The organism is Micromonospora sp. MGP-C2, assembly GCF_057766525.1.
Map to the genome: position 1 here is coordinate 2,583,545 of NZ_JBYMEN010000002.1, position 21,241 is coordinate 2,604,785.

Annotated in this window: 22 protein-coding genes and 1 other RNA gene; 6 read left to right on the top strand and 17 right to left on the bottom strand. The window is 69.5% G+C overall.

All coding sequences use genetic code 11. From position 1 onward, the window contains the following. Positions 1-6 precede the first annotated feature (6 nt). A complete protein-coding gene (locus tag AC3CF1_RS11345; protein ID WP_354983140.1) occupies positions 7-1,272 on the bottom strand; it encodes an MFS transporter in 1,266 nt (421 codons plus the stop codon). Between the two features lie 280 nt (positions 1,273-1,552). Between AC3CF1_RS11345 and AC3CF1_RS11350 the strand changes: the two genes are divergently transcribed. After that, the gene (locus AC3CF1_RS11350; RefSeq protein ID WP_488450429.1) at positions 1,553-2,467 is read left to right on the top strand and encodes an expansin EXLX1 family cellulose-binding protein; all 915 of its coding nucleotides are present in this window, start codon (positions 1,553-1,555) and stop codon (positions 2,465-2,467) included. A 312-nt stretch (positions 2,468-2,779) separates the two neighbouring features. On the opposite strand, the gene AC3CF1_RS11355 is transcribed toward AC3CF1_RS11350, so the two are convergent. From AC3CF1_RS11355 to AC3CF1_RS11370, 4 genes are all read right to left on the bottom strand, one after another. Beyond that, positions 2,780-3,286, bottom strand: a complete 507-nt coding sequence (locus AC3CF1_RS11355; RefSeq protein ID WP_488450431.1) for a hypothetical protein — start codon at positions 3,284-3,286, stop codon at positions 2,780-2,782. A gap of 58 nt (positions 3,287-3,344) precedes the next feature. After that, positions 3,345-3,803: a MerR family transcriptional regulator gene (locus AC3CF1_RS11360; protein WP_488450433.1), complete on the bottom strand. Its 459-nt coding sequence runs from the start codon at positions 3,801-3,803 to the stop codon at positions 3,345-3,347. Next, positions 3,800-4,156: a hypothetical protein gene (locus AC3CF1_RS11365; protein ID WP_488450435.1), complete on the bottom strand. Its 357-nt coding sequence runs from the start codon at positions 4,154-4,156 to the stop codon at positions 3,800-3,802. The genes AC3CF1_RS11360 and AC3CF1_RS11365 overlap by 4 nt, the downstream gene beginning before the upstream one ends. A gap of 220 nt (positions 4,157-4,376) precedes the next feature. After that, the gene (locus AC3CF1_RS11370; RefSeq protein ID WP_488450437.1) at positions 4,377-5,252 is read right to left on the bottom strand and encodes an SDR family NAD(P)-dependent oxidoreductase; all 876 of its coding nucleotides are present in this window, start codon (positions 5,250-5,252) and stop codon (positions 4,377-4,379) included. Between the two features lie 51 nt (positions 5,253-5,303). Here AC3CF1_RS11370 and AC3CF1_RS11375 point away from each other — a divergent pair, with 51 nt between their 5' ends. Both AC3CF1_RS11375 and AC3CF1_RS11380 read left to right on the top strand, forming a co-directional pair. Next, positions 5,304-5,951, top strand: a complete 648-nt coding sequence (locus AC3CF1_RS11375; RefSeq protein ID WP_488450438.1) for a TetR/AcrR family transcriptional regulator — start codon at positions 5,304-5,306, stop codon at positions 5,949-5,951. A 142-nt stretch (positions 5,952-6,093) separates the two neighbouring features. Beyond that, positions 6,094-6,216 (top strand): DUF397 domain-containing protein, encoded by a 123-nt coding sequence (locus AC3CF1_RS11380; RefSeq protein WP_488450439.1) that lies wholly within the window; start codon positions 6,094-6,096, stop codon positions 6,214-6,216. Between the two features lie 128 nt (positions 6,217-6,344). Here the strand turns inward: AC3CF1_RS11380 and AC3CF1_RS11385 are convergent, their stop codons facing one another. Both AC3CF1_RS11385 and rnpB read right to left on the bottom strand, forming a co-directional pair. Next, positions 6,345-7,025: a hypothetical protein gene (locus tag AC3CF1_RS11385; protein ID WP_488450440.1), complete on the bottom strand. Its 681-nt coding sequence runs from the start codon at positions 7,023-7,025 to the stop codon at positions 6,345-6,347. 1,606 nt (positions 7,026-8,631) lie between these two features. Beyond that, an RNA gene (rnpB, locus tag AC3CF1_RS11390) (RNase P RNA component class A) lies at positions 8,632-9,047 on the bottom strand. Positions 9,048-9,179: 132 nt separating this feature from the next. On the opposite strand from rnpB, the gene AC3CF1_RS11395 reads away from it, so the two are divergent. Next, positions 9,180-9,941 carry a sulfite exporter TauE/SafE family protein gene (locus AC3CF1_RS11395; RefSeq protein WP_099856260.1) on the top strand — a complete coding sequence of 254 codons (762 nt, stop codon included), beginning with the start codon at positions 9,180-9,182 and terminating at the stop codon, positions 9,939-9,941. 90 nt (positions 9,942-10,031) lie between these two features. Here AC3CF1_RS11395 and AC3CF1_RS11400 read toward each other — a convergent pair whose 3' ends face one another. Continuing rightward, positions 10,032-11,255 carry an MFS transporter gene (locus AC3CF1_RS11400; RefSeq protein ID WP_355160361.1) on the bottom strand — a complete coding sequence of 408 codons (1,224 nt, stop codon included), beginning with the start codon at positions 11,253-11,255 and terminating at the stop codon, positions 10,032-10,034. A gap of 54 nt (positions 11,256-11,309) precedes the next feature. On the opposite strand from AC3CF1_RS11400, the gene AC3CF1_RS11405 reads away from it, so the two are divergent. After that, positions 11,310-11,768 (top strand): MarR family winged helix-turn-helix transcriptional regulator, encoded by a 459-nt coding sequence (locus tag AC3CF1_RS11405; RefSeq protein ID WP_210794728.1) that lies wholly within the window; start codon positions 11,310-11,312, stop codon positions 11,766-11,768. A 167-nt stretch (positions 11,769-11,935) separates the two neighbouring features. Here AC3CF1_RS11405 and mctP read toward each other — a convergent pair whose 3' ends face one another. The 7 genes from mctP to AC3CF1_RS11440 form a co-directional block, all read right to left on the bottom strand. Further along, positions 11,936-13,585, bottom strand: a complete 1,650-nt coding sequence (mctP, locus tag AC3CF1_RS11410) for a monocarboxylate uptake permease MctP (RefSeq protein ID WP_088949529.1) — start codon at positions 13,583-13,585, stop codon at positions 11,936-11,938. Beyond that, entirely contained in the window at positions 13,585-13,827 is a 243-nt protein-coding gene (locus tag AC3CF1_RS11415) for a DUF3311 domain-containing protein (protein WP_088949530.1), read from the bottom strand. Before AC3CF1_RS11415 ends, mctP begins: the two co-directional genes overlap by 1 nt. Positions 13,828-13,992: 165 nt before the next feature. Then, positions 13,993-15,135 carry a bifunctional RNase H/acid phosphatase gene (locus AC3CF1_RS11420; protein ID WP_488450441.1) on the bottom strand — a complete coding sequence of 381 codons (1,143 nt, stop codon included), beginning with the start codon at positions 15,133-15,135 and terminating at the stop codon, positions 13,993-13,995. Between the two features lie 3 nt (positions 15,136-15,138). Continuing rightward, on the bottom strand, positions 15,139-15,876 hold the full coding sequence (locus AC3CF1_RS11425) for a zinc ribbon domain-containing protein (protein ID WP_099856270.1): 738 nt from the start codon (positions 15,874-15,876) through the stop codon (positions 15,139-15,141). Next, a complete protein-coding gene (locus AC3CF1_RS11430) occupies positions 15,866-16,738 on the bottom strand; it encodes a Nif3-like dinuclear metal center hexameric protein (RefSeq protein WP_328371667.1) in 873 nt (290 codons plus the stop codon). Before AC3CF1_RS11430 ends, AC3CF1_RS11425 begins: the two co-directional genes overlap by 11 nt. Before the next feature lie 82 nt (positions 16,739-16,820). After that, entirely contained in the window at positions 16,821-17,393 is a 573-nt protein-coding gene (locus AC3CF1_RS11435) for a flavoprotein (RefSeq protein ID WP_088949535.1), read from the bottom strand. A gap of 16 nt (positions 17,394-17,409) precedes the next feature. Beyond that, positions 17,410-18,642 carry a helix-turn-helix domain-containing protein gene (locus AC3CF1_RS11440; RefSeq protein ID WP_141910646.1) on the bottom strand — a complete coding sequence of 411 codons (1,233 nt, stop codon included), beginning with the start codon at positions 18,640-18,642 and terminating at the stop codon, positions 17,410-17,412. Between the two features lie 248 nt (positions 18,643-18,890). Between AC3CF1_RS11440 and AC3CF1_RS11445 the strand changes: the two genes are divergently transcribed. After that, entirely contained in the window at positions 18,891-19,562 is a 672-nt protein-coding gene (locus AC3CF1_RS11445) for a bifunctional DNA primase/polymerase (RefSeq protein WP_088949537.1), read from the top strand. Positions 19,563-19,839: 277 nt separating this feature from the next. Here the strand turns inward: AC3CF1_RS11445 and AC3CF1_RS11450 are convergent, their stop codons facing one another. Both AC3CF1_RS11450 and AC3CF1_RS11455 read right to left on the bottom strand, forming a co-directional pair. Continuing rightward, positions 19,840-20,565 (bottom strand): FAD:protein FMN transferase, encoded by a 726-nt coding sequence (locus AC3CF1_RS11450; protein ID WP_488452069.1) that lies wholly within the window; start codon positions 20,563-20,565, stop codon positions 19,840-19,842. 49 nt (positions 20,566-20,614) lie between these two features. Next, a complete protein-coding gene (locus AC3CF1_RS11455) occupies positions 20,615-21,232 on the bottom strand; it encodes an FMN-binding protein (RefSeq protein WP_488450442.1) in 618 nt (205 codons plus the stop codon). Between the last annotated feature and the right edge of the window lie 9 nt (positions 21,233-21,241).

The following is a 21,241-nucleotide window of genomic DNA, read 5'->3' on the forward strand; positions in this document are numbered from 1 at the left end:
GCCGCATCAATCATCATCGCGCGAGCCCGTCGAGGCCAGCGCCGCGCGACCGCGTTGGCGGCCCAGTACGCGGAGCGCGGGGATCGTGACCAGATTCAGCGCGAGCACGACGAGGAACGGCGCGCTGTGGTGGAGCGCGAACAGTGTGCCGAAGAGGATGGGGCCGCCGATCTCGGCTGCCATGAACGAGTATTGCCACACGGCCAGGTAGTCGCCCCGTTCCGCCTCGGGTGCCATGTTGCTGACGATTGCGACCGATGTCGGCGCATGGAGGATCTCGGCGAGACTGAACGCGAGGACCGCCGCAGCGAGAGGAGCGACCGCGAACGGAAGCGCCGAGGATGTCGCGAACGCCAGCAGCGCGCAGCCCGCAGCCCATGCGACGGCCGCGGCCCGCAGCACGGCGAACGGTTCGCGGCGACCCGCTTGGCGGGCGCCGATGATGCCGAAGCCAGAGATGAGCAGCGCGTTCCCGACCAGCACGACGGAGCTGACCCATCCCGGGCCGTCCAGCGCCGTGTTCATGACCACCGGCACAGTCAGGCCCAGGAGGAGCGTCGAGATCGCGAAGACGACGTTTGTCGACAGCAGACCGAGAAAACGCCCGTCACGCAGCACCGTCCCCTGCGCGTGCGATGCGCCGGGAACCCGTGCGCGCGCTCGCGACCGTGCGACAGGCAGCATGAGCAGGAGAGATGCCGCCAGACAGCCGGCGGCGAGGAGTGCGAGCACGATATAGACCCGCGTACCCGGAATCGTCAGCGCGACGCCGGTGATGATCCCGCCTGCCGCAATCCCCGCGGTGCGGGCGATGTTCGCCAGCGCGAACCAGTGCTGCTGCCTGGGACCGTCCTGCGCATGATCAGCGAGAGCCGCGAAGATCGTCGACCAGAACAGCCGACCGCCGATCGACATGATCGCAGTGACGACGAAGACGCTCAGCGGGTCTCGGGCGAAGGCATAGCCGAGATAGGCGAGCGCCTGAATGCCTTGCGCGGCGAGGACGAGTCGGCGTGCACCGTATCTGTCGGCCAAGCGGCCGGCCGCGGCGGGCACCGGCACGGACGTGAAACCCGCGAGCCCCACGAGAACGCCGAGCGTGCTCAGGCGGATGTCGGTGAGCTCGACGAAGAACACCAGCGAGAGCGGTAGAAACAGTCCGCTTCCGATGGAAACGAACACAAGAGAAGCAGTAAGCGACGCGTCAACAGCGCGGCGCCCGGAATGGACAGACATTGAAGACCTTCGCGAAAGAGGTGAACAGGGCAGCATCCATCGCCCGCGCGCCTCAAAGACCCGCGGGAGCTAGCCCTGTCTCACGTCCATCGCGAACTTCACGGCCATGACTGTACCCACGCGCAAGCCACTGAACGTCAGTGCCCGACTGCTTGCATCACCCCGTCGACAACCTGCTGGCCAGCAACACCCGCCGAGCACGACGACCACGTCGTGACCACCGCCCTGAACGGAGTGCGATCCCGTCCGTGCTCCAAGTGACGGTCCGCTCGACGATTTTGCGCTGCCGCAGCACACTGCGGCAACATCAGGCGCCGTGACGGCACCAGGCTCGGCCCCCTTCAACGACACCCCGGTCGGCACACTCCGGTCGCGTCGGCGGGTCAGACACTGGTTGTCCGGCGCCGGGGTCACCGCCCTGGCCGCCGTACTCGGCATCACCCTCGCCGTACGCGGTGGTGCCACCCCGGCCTGCGCCGCGCCACCGACCGGAGACACCGTCCACAAGGCCAAGGCCAGCTTTTACGACGCCGGCCGCTCGGGCGGCAACTGCTCCTTCCCCGGCCCACCCGCGGACCGGCTCTACGTGGCCCTCGGCTCGTCGGCGTACTCCGGGTCCGCGGCCTGCGGCAGCTATTTGGACGTGACCGGCCCGAAGGGCACCGTCCGCGTCATGGTCATGGACCAGTGCGGCGGGTGCGGGACCGGCAAGATCGACCTCTCCGATGAGGCGTACGCCAAGATTGCCGACCGGGCGCAGGGCATCGCGCAGGTGACGTACCGGGCGGTGGTGAACCCGCCGCTCGACGGAGGCCTCACCTTCCGGATGAAGGGCGGCGCCTCGCGGTACTGGTTCGCGGTGCAGGTCGGCAACCACGGCAACCCACTCCGCTCGGTCGAGGCACAGGGGCCCGACGGTGGCTTCCGCAAGGCGGCCCGCGAGAGCGACAACTACTGGACCGTCGAGGGCGGGCTCGGCCCCGGGCCCTACAACATCAGGGTCACCGATGTGTACGGACGCCAGGCGACCGCCACCGCCATCCGGATGGTCACGAAGCAGGTCCAACGCAGCACGGCCACGCTCGCCTCCCCCACGCCGCCCAGCAGTTCACCGTCGGCTCCGCCGTCCCCCAGCATCGCGCCCTCGCCGAGCACGTCCGAATCGGTCGCACCAACGACGACCATCGAAGCGCTCGCCGGTGCCGCTCCGCTCAACGCCCCTCGCTGCTGACCACACGCCCCTACCTGCCTCGGTCACGGCATCGGGCGAGCTGGGATCTGAGAACTGGTACGTGCCTCTCCTTGCCACGTTTTTTCGCCAGGGTAAGGGACAGGGCCGCGTCCACGACGGTGAGTGACGCCCTGACAATCGCTCCCGAGCAGGCCGACGGTTACCGGCCGGGCGGTTGGCCTCCGCTGCGTAGCAGCCGGTCAGCACAAGATTCACCGACTGGCCCATGAGGACCTGAAACCGCTGTCGGTCCACCACCCTCGTCAACGACGCCAGTCGTGAACGGTCGCCCGCACCGACCTTGACCTCTTGTTACCGGGCCCGGTCTGAAGCCGGATCTTCAGCTGGCTCGCGGTGCAGGATGGTCCGCGCCAGCGCGGCGAGCTGGATACGCAGATCGTCGTCGGCCCGTCCGTTGAGATCGTCCTCAAGACGACTGGCCAGCGCGGTGACGGCCGGAAGCAGATCGGCCAACTGGCTGCCCTCGTGTCCCACCACGTAGAGACCGTGTGTTCCCACCTCGTCGGTGATGCTCCGGTCGAGGATCCGCTCGGAGGTGTCGGCCGCGATCAGTGACACCGCGGTTGGCAGGTCCGGCTCCGGAAGCCCGAGCTCGGCGATGACCGCCGCCAGGCGCCGGTTCGCGTCATGCTCCGGCAGTGTCCGGGCCGACTCAGACGCGAGCGCCACCACGGCCTCACCGTCGACGCCGGCCACCAGCAGGTCGCAGGCCAGCAGCACCGCATGGTGCGGGTCGGCGTTGTCGAGCAGCGCTCGGGCCTGCTCGACCCGGAGCCGGCGAAGGAGTGTCTCGTCCACGAACCGAGGCTAAGCGATCTCTCATAATCGGTGAGCGCCCGATTCCGGCCGTCGCTGGTCAGCGTGGCCTCGGTTTCCCGCCCTGGAGTTGATCCATCGGACCACCGGAGAGAGGCAGCGGGCAGCAGGTGCTTTCGGCGCAGGCGACCAGGTCGTCACAACCGGCCGAGATGGCGTCCCGCAGGGTGTCGCGGATGACGGTGAGGTCCGTCAGCCTCTGCTCGACCTCGATGAGCTTCTCCCTGGCACGCGCCTGAAGACCGGTGTCGGTTCGGCCCCTCTGCTGGTGCCGGCCGGCGTCGAGCAGGTCGGCAACCTCGTTGAGGGTGAAACCCAGGCGTTGCGCGGTCTTGATGACTCGCAGCAGGGTGACCGTCTCGGCCGGGTAGAGCCGGTGCCCGCCCGGCGACCGCTGCGGCGAGTCGAGCAGGCCCCGGCGCTCGTAGTAGCGCAGCGTCTGCTGGTTGACACCTGCCGCGTCGGCGAGTTGACCGCTGCGCAGGCCAGACCCGGTCACCTCTGATCTCGCAGAGACACGGCCCGCGCGGCGAGGGCGTCGAGCACGTCGACGTAGGCTGCCGGCACCCGGACGTCCAGCGAGAGCGAGTCGGGGCCCGGCCGGGAGAGGCCGAACGTGAAGAACGAGCAGCAGGACGACTCACGGGCCGTCAGGTCCCGCGCCGTCTCCTCGACCTGCGCACCACCATCGAGCCGCAACCGCAGGTGCTGCGCCGACAGCCGGTCGAGGCCCCGCACCGCATCGGTGAAGAACTGGTCAAACTCGGCCAGCCGTAGCGGCCGTTCAGCCGTCGGAAGGGTGCAGGCCTCCGGCACCCAGGCGTCGTCCGTCGTGATGTGGCGATCACTCATACCGTCGACGGTAAGCCTGTACCCAGGTATCAGATGCAAGCCCGACGCCTGGCTGGGCTGGAATCCCCCGCCAGGCGTCGTGTGGTTACCAGGCTCGACCGGACCGGCGGGGCCGTCGGGCCAGGGACGACCGCCCGAGGAACCGCGCGTGCACCGCCGGCAGGTTAGGACGCAGACCCAGACCGTGTACGTCGTCGATCGGAGCGGCTCGCGGAGCCCCTCATCGACCGACGGCTCCCTTCGGGTAGTGGCGGCGCAGGTTGGCGGCGAGGACGCGGTCGAGCGTGCGGTCGGAGAGCATCCGGCCCAGGCGCATGATCAGGGCGGCATCCCGGCCGGCGGTGTAGCGGGTGCGCGGTCTACGCGTCGTCACAGCCCTCGCGATGACCCGGGCGGCGGCGTCGGCGGTCAGCCCTGAAGCAGTGCCTGCGGTCATCAACCTGTTATTCGCCTGGACGAGGCTGCCGTAGCGCTCGTCCTGCTCCGGCGTCATTTGGGCAGCCAGGTGGTTCGCCGTCTCGACCCCGCGGGCAGCCATCTCCGTGCGGACGCCTCCGGGCTCGATCACCACCACCTGCACGCCAAGTGGAGCGACCTCCCGGCGGAGCGAGTCGCTGACCGCCTCCAGGGCGAACTTGGCGCCGGCGTACGCGCCGTATGTGGCCATGGCGAACTTGCCGCCCACCGAGCTGATGTTGATTACACGACCCTTGCTGCGTAGCAGCGCGGGCAGGAGCGCTTGAGTGACAGCGATGTGCCCGAACAGGTTGACTTCGAACGCCCGCCGCCACTCCGCCATCGGCAGGACTTCGACTGGGGCGTTCACCTGGACGCCGGCGTTGTTGACGAGCGCGTGCAGTGCACGGGGGTCATCGGCGACCCGCGCGGCGAGTGCCTCCACGTGCTCGGACTTGGTGATGTCGAGGATGACCGGCTCGATGCCTGTCGATCGGATGACGTCGGCGTCACTGTCGCGTCGCACGCCGGCCAGGACGTGGAATCCCTGGCGAGCCAGCTCGCGGGCGGCTGACGCGCCCACGCCCGTGGACGCTCCGGTTACGACGACCAGCCTTTGGATTTCAGATGACGTTGTCATCTTCGCTACCCTACTGTTTCAGATGACACTGTCAACCCTATGATGGGCGTCATGACCACCCGTGCGGAGTCCGCCGCCGCCACCCGTCGCGCTCTGCTCGACGCGGCCGCCGAACTCCTCGACCTCGGCGGCCCCGACGCGGTCACCTTGCGCGAGGTGGGCGCGCGGGCAGGCGTGACCCGGGGAGCGCCGTACCGGCACTTCACGGGCAAGGACAGCCTGCTGACCGCCGTCGCGGCCGAAAGCTGGGAACGGATCGGCGACCAGGTGCACGCCCTTCGGACCGACCCGGCCCTGTCTGCCTCCGAGAAGCTGCGCGGCGCTCTCCGCACCCTCATCGACGTCGGCCGGGAGCAGCCGCACCTGTACCAGGTGTTGTTCAGGCGGCGCGCAAACCTTCCTGGGCAACTCGGTGACGGGATGGATCGCATCCGGCGTCAGCTATGCGGGCCGGAAGGCGACCCGGCCGTGGCCGACCGCGCGGCCGAACGCTTCCAGGGCGAGTTCCTGAACATCGTCGCCGACCTCGTGGGAGAGCGAAACGCACGGCGCCACGGCGCCCTGCTGCTAACCAGCGCCCACGGCATCGCGAGCATGGAGATCAGCGGCTACCTCGACACAGGCAAGTGGCACACCACCGCCGACGAACTCGTCGACACCCTCGTCCGCATGGTCACGGACGCCGGCGAAATGCCATAGCAACGCCCCCGCCCCCTCGACGGCAGACGCCCCGTGCGGATCCGCAGCGAGCGACCCCCTTGTTAAGAGCCATCAGGGACCTCAGTAACGCCCTCTGGCACAAGTCCACCCGCATCGGTGCGAGCGGCGGAAACTGCGTCGAGTGGCAAGCAACCTGCCCGGTGTCATGGCCGTCCACGACTCGACGGACGCCGCCGGACCGGCATTGACCTTCGCCCCAGCAGCCTGGGCCACGTTCGTCACCCAGGTCGCCGAGTGGCCGTAACCGACGCCGAACGCGCGCCAAACGACCCGGTCCGTTTGGTGGCTGGAGCGCGGGTCGAAGCCCGCTCCAGGGAGTGCGGTCGACGGGATGCCGGTCAGTGGCGACGGATCGGTTGACTGCCTAAATGCTTAGCGTCCAAGGTCGCGCCTGAGTCGCGCCGAGGTTTGGGCTTGGGTTGCCATTCCCAGGAGTGAAGACATGATAGACACGAGAATGCCAATGACGATCGGCGGAAGTAACCAGATATAGCTCAGCGCCCAGCAGAAAATGATTACTATGCCGATGACGCCAGCCGCCAGTAGGTCGACTTTCTGGGCGGCCTCGTAATTTTTGAAGGCACTACCTCGAATCTCTCTCTTACGAACGACCGAAGCGTGCCAGTTAGCTATGACGGCCGCGAACGAGAAGGCCGAGTAAAACAGCAGCCAGTGCCGTAGGTCTCTAACCACCGCCACTGATGTGGCAGCCTCCCTGCTGAGCACGTAAGTAGGCCAGAGGAAGAGGGCTAGCTGCGCCCCAGCGATCGAGAAGGAGGCGAGGACCTGCGTAAGGCGAAGTGGTCCAAATAGAAGCAGCGTGCCAACTTGGATACTATAATAGGCAAGAACGGCACCCAATATGGAGGCACCAGCAACTCCGAATGAGATGTACTCCACCGAAGTGGACTGCTTACCCATAACAACGCGACCAAGCAGTACGATGGCAAGCAGGATGTTGGCACTCGCTACGATTACTGAAAATTCATGCCAATGATTGCTGGCTTGATTCTCAAGTCGTTCTCGTACTCGTCTTACCGAATCCTCTTCCATATCTCGCCCCTAGCATAGGTCTAAGCGCGCCACGAGCAGGTAAGTTGGGGCACCCGCTTGGTCGGATCAACCGCCGCTAGTCACTGGGCATTCGTGGCACGGTAGTTCTGCGCGCACGCCCACCGCGTCGGAATGCGGCCGACCGCACACGCGAAGGAACGACATCTCTCTCGCCTTCGACTTGGCCGCTCCCCGGGTAGTCCCCACTTGACCGGACGTCTGGGAAGTAATGGCAGCTACGGGCAGCCAAAACGGCGAATGAGGTTAGGATGGCAAAGCTCACAGCCAGCACGCCAAAAAGGGCAGGGTCGGGCAGCAGGTACGTTACAGGTTTCGTGCCCACGAACACCGTACCGGCAATCATGGTAACCGCCGATCCGATGATGAGGCGGGCCATCACCTTTGGAATCCACAGTGGCGGGGGCGTGCGCGGCTTGCGGAACACGACCAGCGCGAGCACTCCTATCAGCACGGTGAGCGCACTGAGCAAAAGGCCGAACCCGTAGGGACGAGTAAGCGCGACCTCCTTGTTGACTCGGCACACGTCGGAGACACCCTGGCCCAGCCCTGCTTGGCCGGTACAGCCTCTTATATCAATGTCCAACGCTGCAGCGGCGATAAGGGTCATTGCTACAACGGGGCCGATCGCCCCGACCAAGATCCGGGCCGACGCCAGCATCGGCAATAGATGGCCAAACGGCGCAGCTGCGAGCGCCGTAGCGTAGAACATTCCGAGAATCGCCAGACAGAACGCGGGACCGTGAAGAAATATAGCGGAAAACGCGATCTCAGAATCAGGCGGGTGACTCGCGAGTATCCCGTATGATACCGCACATATAATCAAGGAGCCGAGCGTATTGAATAGGACCACTGTAACCTGCTGGTGGACCCGTGAGCCTTCGTCGGGACGCCGCTTGTTCACCGACTGCACAGGTTCCGACGCTCCAGGCATTCGGTTGAGGTATAGGAGAAGCGCACTAAAGGCGAAACCGGCGAGAACGCCGGCGACCTGGGAATACGAGGCCGCAGTTGCGCCGATGTCTATGACCGAACTTGCGAGGATCACCAGAGTCCCTGCCCATCGCAGTTACGAAGTGCAACCTCCCTCAGTCTGCTCTGCTCGCATCGACAGGGCAACCGCCCCGCCGAGTCAACTTCGCCGAAAAGCAGCACCGCAGCAGATGATGCGCCTCAATGTAGAGAGGGAATTGTCCGATCATCTCGCAGAAGTAGACGGACAGGCGTTCGACGTGTCGGGCGTGCATCCGGTCGGCTAACCTGGTCAGATGGTTAGGGAGTTGCCGCTCGGGATCACTGGCCCTCCCGCAGCGGCCGCAGCGGGAGGGTAGTGCCGCGGCGGGCCTCGGTGACGACCAGGTTGTCCGGTCACCGCGGTCCAACCCCGGGACTGGCTTGCCACCGTGTGACGGGGTCGAGGCACCAGCTCCACCGCCAGGACGTGCCCGCCCTCGCTCAGGCCGCCTCCAGGCCGTCCCAGGCCGTGGCCAGGCCGTCAAACGGCACCCAACGATGACCAAGGTCAACCAACACCACCAGATGAACAACGAGGTCAGAGCCTTGATCAGGTCTCTGAGCGGGTGGGCGACGGACGAGTCGACCTGTACGCCGGATTCTGTGCGCGACGCGTACCCCGAAGGGTTTGCGCCGGCGGCGGCCATCCATCTCGGCCTGCCGTTGCCGGCAGGCTCCAGCGGCCTACCCGCAGACATCGGGCGGGCAGCCCTCAAGCGTCTGCGCCGGGTCGTCAGCTTGCGGTGACGGCCCTTGCTTGGCCTTGCTCCGGGTGGGGTTTACCTAGCCACCCCGGTCACCCGGGGTGCTGGTGGGCTCTTACCCCACCGTTTCACCCTTACCGTCCCCGTTGGGGTCGGCGGTCTGTTTTCTGTGGCACTGTCCCGCGGGTCGCCCCGGGTTGCCGTTAACAACCACCCTGCCCTGTGGAGTCCGGACGTTCCTCGGCGGCGGGCCTGAGCCCGCCGACGCGACCGCCCGGTCGACTCGTCCGTCGCGCTCCTATCCTAACGACGGACGGTCCGTCGGCACTCCCGCCCCACCTGGGCAAGATCGCGCAGGTCAGGAGGGGTCGAGGGCGAGGTCTTCGCCCTCCGAGGCGACGGCTAGCCTCGTGGGGCTATGGATCTCTCCCACGCCGCGCTGCTGCTCGCCGCCGGTCTCGCCGCTGGCACGGTCAACGCGGTGGCCGGTGGTGGCTCCCTGATCACCTTCCCGGCGATGATCGCGGTCGGGTTGCCCCCGGTGCCGGCGAACGTCAGCAACTCGGTGGCGGTGTTCCCCGGCTACCTGGCCAGCGTGGCGGGTAGCCGGCAGGATCTGCCGCGTCCCCGCGCGTTGGCCACGCTGGTGCCCACCACGATCGTCGGCACGATCCTCGGGGCGCTGTTGCTGCTGGCCACGCCGGCCCGCGCGTTCGAGCTGGTCGTACCGTTTCTGGTCCTCGGCGCGACAGCGGTCCTGGCCTTCCAGGATCCGTTGCGCCGGCTGGTCGGTCACCCCCGGGACATGTCGCCCCGCCAGCGGACGGTCGCGGTGCAGACGATGGTCGGGCTCGGTGCGGTGTACGGCGGGTACTTCGGTGCGGCGCTCGGGGTGATGCTGGTCGCCGGCCTGGCCCTGGTGTTGGACGCGACCCTGGCGCGGGTGAGCGCGATCAAGAATCTGCTGTCCGCGGTGGTGGGGTTCACGACGCTTGTGGTGTTCGCCCTGTTCGGCCCGGTGAACTGGGCGGCCGTCGCGGTGGTCGCGCCAGCCACGTTGATCGGCGGGTACGCGGGTGCCCGACTGGTCCGCCGGCTGCCGCCGGTGCTGCTGAAGACGCTGATCGTTGTGTTCGGTACGACGATCGGCCTCTACCTGCTCTGGCGCGCGTTGAGCTGACGCCAGGACTCGCGCAACTTCGGGGAAACTGCTGCCTCAGCGCGCGTCGAGGCAGCAGTTTCCCGGAAAGTGCGCGGATCTAGAAGGAGGTCAGCCGACCGGCTCCTCGGCGACCTTCTCGGTGTCGGCGGCGGCTCGGTTCCAGCGGGACCAGAGGACGCGCTCGCCGTAGCCGGCGGCCATCAGGTGCGCGAAGGCCAGGTAGACCAGCACACCGACGGCGAGCACCCCGAAGCCGACCCAGAACGGCAGCGACAGCGAGTGTTCGGCGAGCTTGCCGGAGATGATCGGCGCTGGCGCGGCGGCGCCCCAGCGGACCAGGTTGAACGCGCCGGTGGCGACGCGGCGGTCGCTGGAGCCGAGGCCGAGCGCCAGGTCGGTGAGGTTGGCGTTGGCCAGGCCCATGCAGAGTCCGGCGAGCACCAGCACCACGAGCGCTTCGGCGGTGCTGGTGGAGGTGGCGAAGAGGACCATGCAGACCAGCAGCCCGGCAATGGCCACGCCGACGGTCTGCACGGCGCCGATCCGGTGGGCCAGCCGGTGGCCGATCACCATGATGCCGGCGGCCAGGCCGAGCCCCCAGCCGGTGAAGGCAAGCCCCAGCGGGATGACGTCCAGGCCGAGGAAGAGCGGCGTGTAGCCGAGCACCACGAAGAACACGAAGTTGTACGCGCCGGTCACCACGCAGAGGGCGATGAACGCCGGCCGGCGGTAGGTGGCGAAGATCTGGCCGACGCGCACCGGGGCCTGGCGGTTGGTGGGCTCGCGCAGCTTGCGGGAGGCCACACCGAGGGCGAGGACCATGAAGACGCCGCAGACGAAGAACGGCAGCCGCCAGCTGATCTCACCGAGCAGGCCGCCGATCAGCGGGCCGACGGCGAAGCCCATGCCCAGGGCGGTCTCGAAGAGGCCGACCACCCATTCCCGGTCGACGGCCAGGTTGACCAGCACCACCATGGCGGTGGCGAAGAACATCGCGTTGCCCAGACCCCAGACGCCGCGCAGCACGGAGAGCTGCACGATGTTGTCGCTGAACGAGGCGAGGATCGCGGCGAGGCCGACCACTGAGACGCCGGTGATGAGCACCGGTTTGAAGCCGAAGCGGCCGCTGGCCAGGGTCGCGGGGATCATGCCCAGGGCCATGACCGCGATGTACGCGGTGAACAGCAGCTCGACCTGCCAGGCGGTGACGCCGATCGCCTCGCCGATGGCGGGCAGGATCGGGTCGACGACGGCGATGCCGGCGATGGCGAGGAAGGCCACCAGCGTGGTGGCGTAGATGGCACTGCGGTTCGGTTCGGAACGCCGATCCACTCCGACTCCTCAGATAGCTGTATGGTACAGGTACTTATCCTGTATCATACAGCTATGAGTGACGACGACGAGATCACCCTCGGCCGCATCGAGACCGAGGTTGCCCTGCTGATGCGCTTCGGCGAGGCGACCCGGCGGGCCACCGGCACCGCCGAGCACCGGGTGCTCGACCGGGCGGCGTACGTGATCCTGCGTCACCTGGACACCGCCGGCCCGCAGAACGTCTCCGCGCTCGCCGCCCGGCTCAACCTGGACGGCTCGACCGTCACCCGGCAGGTGTCGGCGCTGCAACGCGACGGCCTGATCGTGCGCGCCCCCGACCCGACGGACGGCCGCGGCACGGTCATCTCCCCCACCCCGGCCGGGCTCCAGCGGATGGCCGCCGTGCAGAACGCCCGCACCCGGCTCTACGGCGACATGCTGGCCGACTGGAGCGCCGAGGACCGCACCTCCCTGGCGACCCTGCTGGGCCGCCTCAACCAGGCCCTGGTCTCCCGCAGCCGCCCCCGTTGAGTGCCGAAACGCGCCTGAGCGGCGGGAAACGCCCCTGATTCGTTTACGACATCAGCTCCACAGCGTCCGAGCAACACCCGCAGCGCCCGGACGCCACCCCACCCGATCGCGGCGGAAAAGGTGCGCCCCGGCACCGACCACGTCGGCACCCGGGCGCGTACCCGATCTCAGGCGACCGGCTCCCGGGCGGAGTCGGCGTCGCGGTCGGTGCCGGGGGTGACGCGGGGGTCGCCCTCGTCGGCGAAGTAGTCGTCCGGCTCGGTGCCGTCGACTCCCTCGTCCACCTTCGCGGCCCGCAGCGCCAGCGTCACCAGTGCCGCGACGGCCAGGTTGACCGCCACCGCCACGATGCCGACGTAGATCGTCCTGGTGGTGTCGAACCCGAACTCCGACAGCGGGAACGCCGAGCCACCGAAGTGCTTCCGGGTCGGGCTCGCCACCTGGTAGAGCATCCACATGCCCAACCCCATACCGACCGCCCAGCCGACGATCAGGCCGGTGCGGTGGAACCAGCGGGTGTAGAGACCCAGCGCCACCGCCGGCAGCGTCTGAAGGATGATCACGCCACCGATCAGCTGAAGGTCGATGGAGAACTGCGGGTCGAGGAAGACGATGCAGGCCACCGCACCGACCTTCACCACCAGCGAGGTGATCTTCGAGACGTTGGCCTCCTGGGCCGGGGAGGCGTCCCGCTTCAGGTACTCCTTGTAGATGTTGCGGGTGAACAGGTTCGCCGCCGCGATCGACATGATCGCCGCGGGCACCAGCGCCCCGATGCCGATCGCCGCGTACGCGACACCGGCGAACCAGTCCGGGAACTGCTGGTCGAACAGCAGCGGCACGACGGTGTTGCTGTCGACCGTGCCCTCCTTCGAGCCGGGCAACGGCTTCACCCCGGCCGCGATGGCCATGTAGCCGAGCAGCGCGATCAGCCCGAGCAGCAGGCTGTACGCCGGCAGCGCCGACATGTTCCGCTTGATCACGTCGCGGTTCCGGCTGGCCAGCACACCGGTGATGCTGTGCGGATAGAGGAAGAGCGCCAACGCCGAACCGAGCGCCAACGTCACGTACTGAAGCTGGTTGTTGCCGTTGAGCAGGATGCCGTCGTTCGGATTGGGCGAGGCGTCGAACTTCGCGTCCGCGGCGGCGAAGATGTCACCCCAACCGCCCAGCTTGTAGGGCAGGTAGACGACCGCCACCAGGATGACGATGTAGATCAGGCTGTCCTTGACGAACGCGATCAGCGCCGGCGCACGCAGCCCCGACTGGTAGGTGTACGCGGCCAGGATGGCGAACGCGATGATGATCGGCAGGTGCCGGGCCAGCGCGTTGTCGCCGGTGACCCCCATCGTCTTGAGCACCGCCTCGATGCCGACCAGCTGCAACGCGATGTACGGCATGGTGGCGACGATTCCGGTGATCGCGATCAGCAGCGCCAGCACCGGCGAGTCGAACCGGTTGCGGACGAAGTCGGCCGGCGTGACGAACCCGTGCCGGTGCGACACCGACCAGAGCCGGACCAGCACCAGGAAGACCAGCGGGTAGATGACGATGGTGTACGGCACGGCGAAGAACCCGGCCGCCCCGGCACCGAACATCAGCGCCGGCACCGCCACGAACGTGTACGCCGTGTAGAGGTCACCGCCGACGAGGAACCAGGTGATCCAGCCGCCGAAGCTGCGACCGCCCAACCCCCACTCGTCCAGGTGCGCCATGTCCTTCGGTGCCCGCCAGCGCGCGGCCACGAAGCCCATCACGCTCACCAGCAGGAAGAGGAACGAGAAGACGATGATCTCGGTGAGATGGTCACGCCACATCAGCGGTCACCCCGCTTCTTCGTCATCTGATAGACCAGCGTCGTGGTGCTGACGCCCAGCAGGATGAACGCCAGTTGCAGCCAGTAGAAGCGTGGGAAGCCGAAGACCCGGGGCGAGTCGCCATTGAAGAAGACCGGGATCAGCGGCACCACGATGGGAATGAAGAGCAACCAGTTCCAGGGACTGTGGTCCTTCGCCCTGGTTGGCGCCGTGGTCGGCGCCTCCGGTTCCGGTGCAGCCATCTGACACACCTCCGGGGAGTCGTGGCTCTCGATGTAACGGCCGGAGGCTACGACTCTGTGACGGCGGTCACCCGACCCGCCCGGAAGGTGCTGCGCCGAACGGCCGACCGGCTGCGCCGAACGGCGCGACCGACCAGCCGGGCGGATACGTCCAGTAGCGCCGGCTCAGAGCGCGGCGAGGTGGGCGGTGTCGTTGACCGTACGGACGGCGACGCCGCCGTCGGGCCACATGTCGAGCACCGAGATGCCGGCCGCGTCCAGGAAGAGCCGGTGCAGGAACCCGTCGCCAGCGGCGAGCGCGTCGCGCAGCATCAGCTTGATCGGCGAGACGTGCGAGACGACCACCACGGTCTCCCCGGGGTACGCGGTGAGCAGCCCGGTGACGACGCGGTGCGCGCGTTCGGCGACGTGGGTGAACGACTCCCCGCCCGGCGGGGCGATCCGGGGTGAGGCGAGCCAGGCGTCCATCTCCCCCGGCCACCGCTCGCGGACCTCGGTGAAGGTGCGACCCTCCCACTGGCCGAAGTCGCACTCGATCAGGTCGTCCTCGGTGCGCACCGGCACGTCGCCGCCGAGCGCTTCGGCGATCGACGCCGCGGTGGCCGTACACCGGGACAGCGGTGAGCTGAGCACGGCCCCGACGGACGGGGCCAGCTCGGCCACCCGGGCGCCGGTGGCGCGGACCTGGGCGCGGCCCTTCTCGGAGAGCGGCACGTCGCCGCGGCCGGAGTAGCGCCGCTGCTCGGTGTACTCGGTCTCGCCGTGCCGGACCAGGATGAGCCGGGTGGCCGTGAAGCTCGGCCGGGGCTCCCAGGACGCCGGCGCTGTGGCCGGGTCACTGCCGGTCGCGGGCGTCGCCGGCGGTTGGCCCGTCTTCGGGGCGGACGGGGGTCGGCCGGCGGCGGCGTCCATGGCGGCGTTGGCGAGCGCGTCGGCGTGCCGGTTCTGCTCGCGGGGGATCCAGGCGAACCGGACCGCGGCGAAGCGGCCCACCAGCACGGCTGCCTGGGCGGCGAGGGGCCGCAGACCGGGGTGCTTGATCTGCCACCGGCCGCACATCTGCTCGACCACCAGCTTGGAGTCCATCCGGACGTCCACCTCGGCGGCGCCCAGCTCGGCGGCGGCGGTCAGCCCGGCGATCAGCCCCTGGTACTCGGCGACGTTGTTGGTCGCCGTGCCGAGCGACTCGGAGCGCTCGGCGAGCACCTCGCCGGTCTCCGCGTCACGCACCACCGCGCCGTAGCCGGCGGGGCCGGGATTGCCCCGGGACCCGCCGTCGGCCTCGACGCTGACCACCCGCGGTGCCACGACCTACAGACCCGACTCGTTGGTGCGGACCATGATCCGCCGGCAGTCCTCGCAGCGGACCACGTCGTCCGGGGCGGCCTTGCGGATCCGGGCCAGGTCGGCACCGGAGAGATCCAACCGGCACCCGCCGCAGCGGCCCGCGGTGAGCAGGGCGGCACCCAGCCCGGTGTCCGCGCGGATCTTGTCGTAGAGGTTGACCAGGTCGCTCGGGAGGTCAGCGGCGAGTGGCTGACGGGCCCCGCGCTTGAACTCCTCCTCCTTCGCGATCTCGGCCATCGCCTCGTCGCGGCGCTGCTCGGTGGCGGCCCGCTTGTCGCGGGTGTCGGCCAGCCGCTGCTCCACGCCGTCCAGTACGCCCTGCGCGGTTTCCCGCTGCTCCATCAGCTCCAGCTCGGCGTCCTCCAGGTCACCCTGGCGCCGGTTCAGCGAGACCAGCTCGTGCTGGAGGGCCTCCAGCTCCCGGGCCGGGCCGGTGCCGGCGGCCAGCCGGTTCTCGTCCTTCTCCTTACGGACCCGGACCTGCTCGACGTCCTTCTCCAGCCGGGCGATGTCCCGGTCGAGGTCGTCGACCGCCACCTGGGCGCGGACCCGCTCGTCCTCCAGCGACGACAACTCCCGGGCCAGCGACTCCAGCTCGGCCCGCTCGGGCAGCGTCCGCCGGCGGTGGGCGAGCTGGGCGAGGTTGGTGTCGATCGCCTGGAGGTCGAGCAGGCGGCGCTGCACCTGAGGGTCAGCCTTCACGGTCGGGCTCCTTGTCGTCCACAACGGGTGCGGCGGCGTGCACGGTCCACGGGTCGGTGTCCAGGTCGGACACCAGCGTCTCGACGCCCAGCGCCTCCCGGAGGAGGGCGGCCAGGTCGTCCAGCCACGGTCGTTCGGTCGCCCAGTGGGCGGCGTCGATCAGGGCGGGACCATCGGCGGCGAGGTGCTCGCCGGCCGGGTGGTGCCGCAGGTCGGCGGTGAGGAAGGCGTCCACCCCGGCGGCGGTCGCGGCGCCGAGGAAGCTGTCCCCCGACCCGCCGCTGACGGCGAGGGTACGAACCATACGCCCGGGATCCCCCGCGGCGCGAACTCCCCAGGACGTGACGGGAAGCACGGCGGCGGCGTGCCGGGTCAGCTCGGCGAGGGTCATCGGGTGGGGCAGCTCGCCGATCCGCCCGAAGCCCCGGTCGTCGCCGTGGGCGGGCGAGCCGGGCGCGGGCCGCAGCAGCGGGCGCAGCCCGGTCAGCCCGAACCGGGCAGCGAGGGCGTCCGAGACGCCCGGGGAGGCGACGTCGGCGTTGGTGTGCGCCGCGTAGAGCGCCACCCCGGCCCGGATCAGCTGGTGGATGATCCGCCCCTTGAAGGTCGTCGGGGCGACCGACGAGACCCCGCGCAGCAGCAGGGGGTGATGCGCGACGATCATGTCGGCGTCGGCGGCCAGCGCCTCGGCGACCGTCTCGGGCACCACGTCGACGACGCAGAGCACCCGGCGCACCGGGGCTGACGGCTCACCGAGCACCAGGCCCACCCGGTCCCACTCCTCGGCCCAGACCGGCGGAAAGCGCCGTTCCAGCTCGGCCACGACGTCGGTCACCGTCGGCGCGGATCCGCTTGTGCTCACGGCGGCCCAGCTTACCGGCGCGGGGACCGTGGGGCGGCGACGCCCGGCCCGGCCGCGCCGACTGGGAGCCCTGCCGGGAACGCTAGGCGGCGCTCACCGAGACGGCGCGCAGCGCGGCCAGCGGCTTCGCCCAGGGGAAGGCGGGCAGGTGCTGCTCCCCCGTTCCCGGCGGGTGCAGGGCGATCACGTGATCACCGAAGAGCACCGTGACACCCCACTCGGCCAGCCGGGCCACCCCGGCCCGAAACGCCGGGTGGGCGGCCATCGCCGCATTGGTGTAGGGCACCGCCACGATGGGGACGCCCTTGCCCTGCGCCTCTATCAGCAGCCCGAGCGCGAGGGTGTCGGTGATCCCGGCTGCCCACTTGTTGACCGTGTTGACGGTGGCCGGGCAGACGATCATGGCATCGGCGGGCGGCAGCACGTCCGGGTCACCGGGATTCTTGTAGTGCGTCCGCACCGGGTGGCCGGTCTGCCGAACCAGTGCCGACTGGTCGACGAACTTCGCGCCGTCCGGCGTGGTGACCACGCAGACGTCCCAACCATCCTGCTGGGCAAGGTCGACCAGACGGCCGACGTGCCGCGCCAACGGCGAACCGCAGGCGATGACGTAGAGCACCTCGCGGTGCCCGCTGGTGCACGGTGGGCCGGCCATCAAGCCGGCTCCGCGCTCATACCCCTACTCCCATGTGCTCAGCCAACTCCGCTACCGGAGAAGGCGGCGCACCACGTGTGCGACGCAGGATGTCCGACATCACCTCGTGCGCGATCGGACGGCAACGGATCTCGGACGGAGCGAGTCGATCACCGAGCAGCAGCATCTCGCCGGCGTTCGCCACGTCGCCGATCTGGGCGTACCCGCGGGCGATGTCGAGCAGGTGGTGGGCGCGACGTTCGGGCAGCAGCGCGTTGAAGGAGGGCTCGGCGATGCGCAGCTGGTGCACCTCCACGGCCCGACCGCCGTCGCCCAGCTCCACCGCGGCGGCGGCCCGGTGCAGCTCGACATTCGTCGGGCCGAACGACGTCCAGTAGTGGTTGTGGTCGCCGCCGAGCAGGATGGCGGCCTCCTGCGCGCAGTTGATCAGGTCGTCGACGCTGGCCGTGTCACCGATGCGGGAGGCGGCCATCGCACCCTGGAGCAGCAGCATCCCGTAGACGGACAGCCGGGCCGGGGAGACCTCGTTGCTGCCACCCGGTGCCAGCCGGTTGGCGATCTGGACGTTCAACTCCAGCGCGGGACGGGCCCGGCCCATCGCGACCAGGGCGGCGCACACGCGGGTGGTGGCGATCCCGGCCAGCAGCGGGTCGTTGGCCCGCTGGGCCACCGCCATCGACCGGTCGGCTGCCAGCCAGGCCAGCTCGCACTCGCCGAGCTTGCGCAGCACCGACGAGGCGATCTGGTAGACCTGCCCGAGCAGGTGGGCCGCCTCGGGGGCCCGCTCACCGCCGTACGCGGCGTCGGCCGCCTGTGCGTCGCGCAGCAGCTTGGGCAGCGCCCGGGTGAGCATCCCGTAGCGGCCGTACTGGTAGGTGAGCCACGCGTGGTTGACGGCCTTGCGCATGTCGTCCAGGGGCGGCGGGCAGGAGGGCGCCGCGTCGAAGTACGCGCTCATCGAGTCGTAGCGTTCCAGCGCCGCCCGGATCTCCTGCACCTCGATCTGGTCGATGCAGTTCAACGCGTCGGTGCGGCGCTCCGGGTCCTTACCCATGAGCAGTTGGACGTCCACCTGGAGGATGTCGGCGATCTCGTACAGGACGGAGAACTTGTCCAGTCGACGGACGCCGCGTTCGACCTTGTCCACCCAGCTCTTCGACTTGCCGAGCCGGTCGGCGAAGACCTGCTGCGACATCTTGCGTCGCCCCCGCCAGTAAGCCACTCGCCGTCCTATGGGTAGCTCGTCCATCTGCCCATCCTCCCCTGCCGCCCACGACCCATTGAGTCGAGGCGATGTCCGCGGGTGCGGCGACCGTCGTTCACTTTCAGGTTTTCGCTGGTCGCACACGATGTACGTCAGCCGTACAGCCAGTCCTCGTACTTTTCGTGCAAGTTGCACGAGCCGTTCGTCAACCTCAACGATCGTGGGTTACGGCAGTGACGGTGCTCGACATGCGACCTGGCGACCGCCGGGCCAGAAGAGGGGAGATGGCACACATGTGGGGAAATGTCGCACCGCGCGTGGCCGAACTGTCGCCGCTGGAACGGGTCCGGCTGCGCCGGGTCGCCATGCGGTACGCCGCACACGGCTGGGAGGTGACCCCGGGTGCCTGCCTGGCCCGCAGTCGCTTCGTCTGCGGCCGGGCCGGCTGTCCCACAGTGGGCTGCCACCCCGCGCTGGAGAACTGGGAGCTGGCTGCCAGCGCCGACCCGGCCCGGGTGGCGACCTGGTGGCGCAGCCGCCCGCACGGGGTGCTGCTGCCCACCGGCCGGGCCTTCGACGTGCTGGAGGTGCCCGCCCACCTCGGCCGGCACGTGCTCGACGCGGTGCAGATCCACCCCGCCGGCACCGGCGTACGCGGGCCGGTGCTGGTCACTCCCACCGGGCGGTGGATGTTCCTGGTCCGCCCCGGCGACCCGCTCCGGCCGGAGCTGGAACACTGCTTCCACGTGGTCCGGCACGGCCCCGGCTCGTGGATCCCCGCGCCGCCGACCCGGCTGCCCGAGGGCACTGTCCGCTGGGCGGTCGCCCCCGAGCAGGCCCGCTGGCAACTCCCGGACTCGTACCTCGTGCAGAACACGTTGATCGGGGCGCTGCGCGCCACCGGGGTGACGCTCACCCCCGACCTGCTCCCCGGTCACCTGCCCCTGCCCCGACGAGGCATGTGAAACAGGCCCGGCCGACGATTCCATCCGGTGCCCGACAGCGTCGCCGGAGCGCCGGTCCTCGTTGACAGGGGGACGGCGCGAACGCGCGCCACGAACGGGGGAACGATGTCCACGGACGACAGAGCCTCTCATCCCGGCGGCACCGAGCCGCCCCGGCGCAACCACCCAGGACACCGCTGGGCCGGCACCCGACCGTCCGGGTCGCGCCCCGGCCGCCCACGCCCCACCGGGTCCCGCCCGGCCGGCACCCACCGCCCGGTCCGCTAGGGGCCCGCGTCTAGTCGGTCAGCGGGATGGCGGCGGAGTAGTACTGGCGGCCGTCGTCGGTGACGACGGCGTGGGTGTGGTCGTCGTCCAGACGGTCCAGCCAGCCCAGACCGGTGGTCCCCATGGCCAGGGCGGCGGTGGCGTACGCGTCGGCCACCCCCAGGTCGGTGCCGACCACTGTCACCGAGCGCAACCCGCTGGCCGGCGCGCCCCGACGCGGGTCCAGCACGTGCCGGCCCCTCTCGTAGACGCCGGACGTGGCCACGGCCAGGTCGGTCCCGGTGAGCACCAGGCAGGTCGACATCGCGTCCCACGGGTGCCGGATGCCGATCCGCCAGGGCTCCCCCGACGGCGAGAGCCCGCGTACGCGCACGTCACCGCCGGCGTTCACGCAGTGGTTCCCGGCACCGGCGGCGAGCAGGCGATCCGAGGCGACCTGGGCCGCCCAGCCCTTGACGAAGCCGGACGGGTCGAGCCGCCCGGTGGCGTACGCGTCGAAGAACCCGTCGGTGGCGCCCCACAGGTCGGCGCAGGCTTCCAGCACGAACCGCAGGTCGGCGGACGCCTCGGAGAGCAGCACCTCGCCCCGGTCGAAGCGGCACACCTCGCTGTCCGGCTTGTAGGTGCTGAACCGGGCGTCCACCTCGCGCATCCAGGCGAAGACCTGGTCCGCCAGCTCCCGCAGGGTCGCCGGTGGCAGGTCGTCGGCGAGATCCAGGGCGATCGCCGTACCCATGATCTGTTCGACCCGGCACAGCCCGGGTCGGGTCAGCGCGGCCGGCACGTCAGAATGCCTGCTCGATGGCGGACCGCAGGGACTGCTTGTAGGCGTCGCTGGTCTCGGTGGCGCCGGAGACGGTGTTGAGGTTGGCGCTCTGCTTCTGCACCACCTCGCCGCCGGTGCCGTCGTAGCGGTTGCTGACGTCGCCGCTGTGGATGTCGGACTCACCCCCGGTGGGCAGCGACAGTGCGACGGCCTCGATGATCCGGTTACCGGAGACCACGATCTGCACCTGCACGTACCCGTACGTCTCGCTGCCGTCCTTCGCGTCGAAGCCGGTGCCGGTGACCCGGCGGGTGGTCGACTGGGGCGCCTTGGTGGTGGTCCGCGGAGCGCTGGGGGCCTTCGTCGTCCTGGTGGCCGACGGGCGGGCGGTGGTCTTGCCGGGTTTGGGCGACGTCGACGGCCCGGTGCTGGCCGACGACGAAGGCGCTACGCCCGCCGGGTCGGCACCCGGTGCGTCCGGGTCGGCGCTCGGGTCGACGCCCGGCCCGGCGGGGTTGACCGGCTGGGCGGTCGGCAGGTTCTGGGCGACCGGGGTGGCGCTCGTGGAGCCCTTGAACACCACCAGCGCGGTGGTGCTGGCGGCCAGACCGGTGATCGCGAGGAACGCGCGACGCATGGGATGCCT

What these genes read in the sequence shown, in the direction of transcription:
- AC3CF1_RS11345 (WP_354983140.1), bottom strand. Translation starts at nt 1,272, where the DNA reads ATGCTGCCCTGTTCACCTCTTTCGCGAAGGTCTTCAATGTCTGTCCAT.
- AC3CF1_RS11455 (WP_488450442.1), bottom strand. Translation starts at nt 21,232, where the DNA reads ATGCGTCGCGCGTTCCTCGCGATCACCGGTCTGGCCGCCAGCACCACC.
- AC3CF1_RS11370 (WP_488450437.1), bottom strand. Translation starts at nt 5,252, where the DNA reads ATGACAACGTCATCTGAAATCCAAAGGCTGGTCGTCGTAACCGGAGCG.
- AC3CF1_RS11395 (WP_099856260.1), top strand. Translation starts at nt 9,180, where the DNA reads ATGGATCTCTCCCACGCCGCGCTGCTGCTCGCCGCCGGTCTCGCCGCT.
- AC3CF1_RS11385 (WP_488450440.1), bottom strand. Translation starts at nt 7,025, where the DNA reads ATGGAAGAGGATTCGGTAAGACGAGTACGAGAACGACTTGAGAATCAA.
- mctP (WP_088949529.1), bottom strand. Translation starts at nt 13,585, where the DNA reads ATGTGGCGTGACCATCTCACCGAGATCATCGTCTTCTCGTTCCTCTTC.
- AC3CF1_RS11450 (WP_488452069.1), bottom strand. Translation starts at nt 20,565, where the DNA reads ATGGGTACGGCGATCGCCCTGGATCTCGCCGACGACCTGCCACCGGCG.
- AC3CF1_RS11435 (WP_088949535.1), bottom strand. Translation starts at nt 17,393, where the DNA reads ATGGCCGGCCCACCGTGCACCAGCGGGCACCGCGAGGTGCTCTACGTC.
- AC3CF1_RS11415 (WP_088949530.1), bottom strand. Translation starts at nt 13,827, where the DNA reads ATGGCTGCACCGGAACCGGAGGCGCCGACCACGGCGCCAACCAGGGCG.
- AC3CF1_RS11445 (WP_088949537.1), top strand. Translation starts at nt 18,891, where the DNA reads ATGTGGGGAAATGTCGCACCGCGCGTGGCCGAACTGTCGCCGCTGGAA.
- AC3CF1_RS11405 (WP_210794728.1), top strand. Translation starts at nt 11,310, where the DNA reads ATGAGTGACGACGACGAGATCACCCTCGGCCGCATCGAGACCGAGGTT.
- AC3CF1_RS11365 (WP_488450435.1), bottom strand. Translation starts at nt 4,156, where the DNA reads ATGAGTGATCGCCACATCACGACGGACGACGCCTGGGTGCCGGAGGCC.
- AC3CF1_RS11375 (WP_488450438.1), top strand. Translation starts at nt 5,304, where the DNA reads ATGACCACCCGTGCGGAGTCCGCCGCCGCCACCCGTCGCGCTCTGCTC.
- AC3CF1_RS11440 (WP_141910646.1), bottom strand. Translation starts at nt 18,642, where the DNA reads ATGGACGAGCTACCCATAGGACGGCGAGTGGCTTACTGGCGGGGGCGA.